This window comes from Streptomyces sp. NPDC051133, assembly GCF_040682635.1.
GTDB lineage: Bacteria > Actinomycetota > Actinomycetes > Streptomycetales > Streptomycetaceae > Streptomyces.
The window spans coordinates 1-1,827 of the sequence record NZ_JBFBBK010000210.1; the positions used below are offsets into that span (position 1 = coordinate 1).

A 1,827-nucleotide genomic window follows, 5' to 3' on the forward strand; every position below is an offset into this window, starting at 1 on the left:
GCCGCTCGCGTCGGCCTGGAGCACCGTCGGCGGGGTGCCCGCCGTGACGCCGGTGACCATGAGGGTGGCCTCGGCCAGGCCGTAGCAGGGATAGAAGGCATCCCGGCGGAAGCCGGCCGCGTGGTAGGTCTTGGTGAAGCGGCGCAGGGTGGCGGCCCGTATCGGTTCGGCGCCGTTGAAGGCTACCCGCCAGCTGCTCAGATCGAGGGTGTCGACGAAATCGGGCGTGGCGTGCTTCATGCACAGCTCGTATGCGAAGTTGGGGCCGCCGCTGGTGTAGGGGCGGTAGCGGCTGATGGCGGTGAGCCAGCGCCGTGGGTCTTGGAGGAAGTGCAGCGGCGAGAGCAGGGTGGCCGTGGCGCCGAGGTACAGGGTGTTCAGGATCGGAGCGATGAGACCCATGTCGTGGTACACGGGCAGCCAGCTGACGAACAGCTCGTGGCCGTACTCGGCGAGGCTGTCCGGGGTGTGACCCATCTGCTCCGTGATGATCCGCTCGTTGTCGAGGAGATTGCCGTGGGTCACCATCACACCGCGCGGAGCGGAGGTGGAGCCGGAGGTGTACTGCAAAAAGGCGACGGAATCGTCGGCGAGGTCGGGTTCACGCCAGACACCGGCCGCTTCGTCGGGGATGTCCTCGGTGGCGACGCAGAGGACCTCCTCCAGCCCGGGGACGTCTTTCGTCCACGCCGCCAGAGCGCTGATCACTTCGCGGTTGCCGAGGATCACCTTGGCATCGGCGTCGGCGACCAGGCGCTTCATCCGGTTCAGGGCACGGTGGTTCTGCGACCGCCCCTGCGGGGGCACGCCCGGCACGGCGACCACGCCTGCGGCCAGGCAGCCCAGGAAGGCCGGGACGAACTCGAGACCGGGCGGGAACAGCAGCAGGGCGCGGGAGCCGGCCAGGCCGCCCTCCTGGAGCCAGGGGGCCACGGCCCGGGAGCGGCGGGCCAAGTGTTTGTAGGAGATCTCCTGCGTCTCGCCGTCACTGTCGCCGGTCACGAGGTATCGGTAGGCGGTACGGTCGGGCTGCAGACAGGCGTACGTAGTCAGGAAATCGACCAGGGAACGAGCCATATGACGAGTTTCACCTATTCAAATCAGCGAGCGAAAAGTAACTCCGACGAAAACCTGACGCCTGCACATACAGGCTCATAGTGCGCCGACAAGCACGCTTGCGTGGACGAGGGAAAGAAACACTTGACGCCGGCTCAACCCTCTTGGGCTCAGGCTGTGCAGGTGAACAGGAAGTCGCGGGCGTATCCGCGGCGAACGAGGCCGCCCAGCGGCTTCACGACGAAGGACTCGGAGATCATTCGCCTTCGCTGGGAAGCGGTGTTGCCGCATGAACCGGAACACAGCGGCCGGTGGCGGATCGGCACGTGTGATCACGCTGACGATTCCGTCGCCGGCCGCACCATCACCAGATGGCCGGCAGGGTCTGCGGACTGCGGGTGAGCAGGCCCCGGCGCCAGTCGATGTCGTGCGCGGTCACCGCCAGCCGCAGCTCGGGCAGCCGCTTGGGCAGCCGGTGCAGGGCCAGCTCCAGCTCCATCCTCGCCAGCCAGGCGCCCAGGCAGTAGTGCGGGCCTGCGCCGAACGCCAGGTGCGGCGTGTCTGGTGCGCTGAAGGGATGGGCACTCCAATCCTCCGGGTAGACGTCAGGGTCCAGGTTGGCCGTCACCGTGTCCGCAGCGACCAGGCTCCCGGCCCGGATCAACACGCCGCCGATCTCCACGTCCTCCACTGCCCTGCGCATAAACCCCGGAAGTACGTCACGGTCACTGATCGAAATGCCGCGCAGCAGCTGATCGGTCGCTGCTGGGG

2 protein-coding genes are annotated in these 1,827 nt (G+C 67.5%); both read right to left on the minus strand.

What is annotated here, in order from left to right:
* Window positions 1-1,077, minus strand: a 1,077-nt coding sequence (locus tag AB0N17_RS46470; protein ID WP_366017700.1) for an AMP-binding protein, incomplete at its 3' end; no start/stop codon positions are given.
* A gap of 343 nt (window positions 1,078-1,420) precedes the next feature.
* Window positions 1,421-1,827, minus strand: a 407-nt coding sequence (locus AB0N17_RS46475) for a cytochrome P450 (RefSeq protein ID WP_366017701.1), incomplete at its 5' end; no start/stop codon positions are given.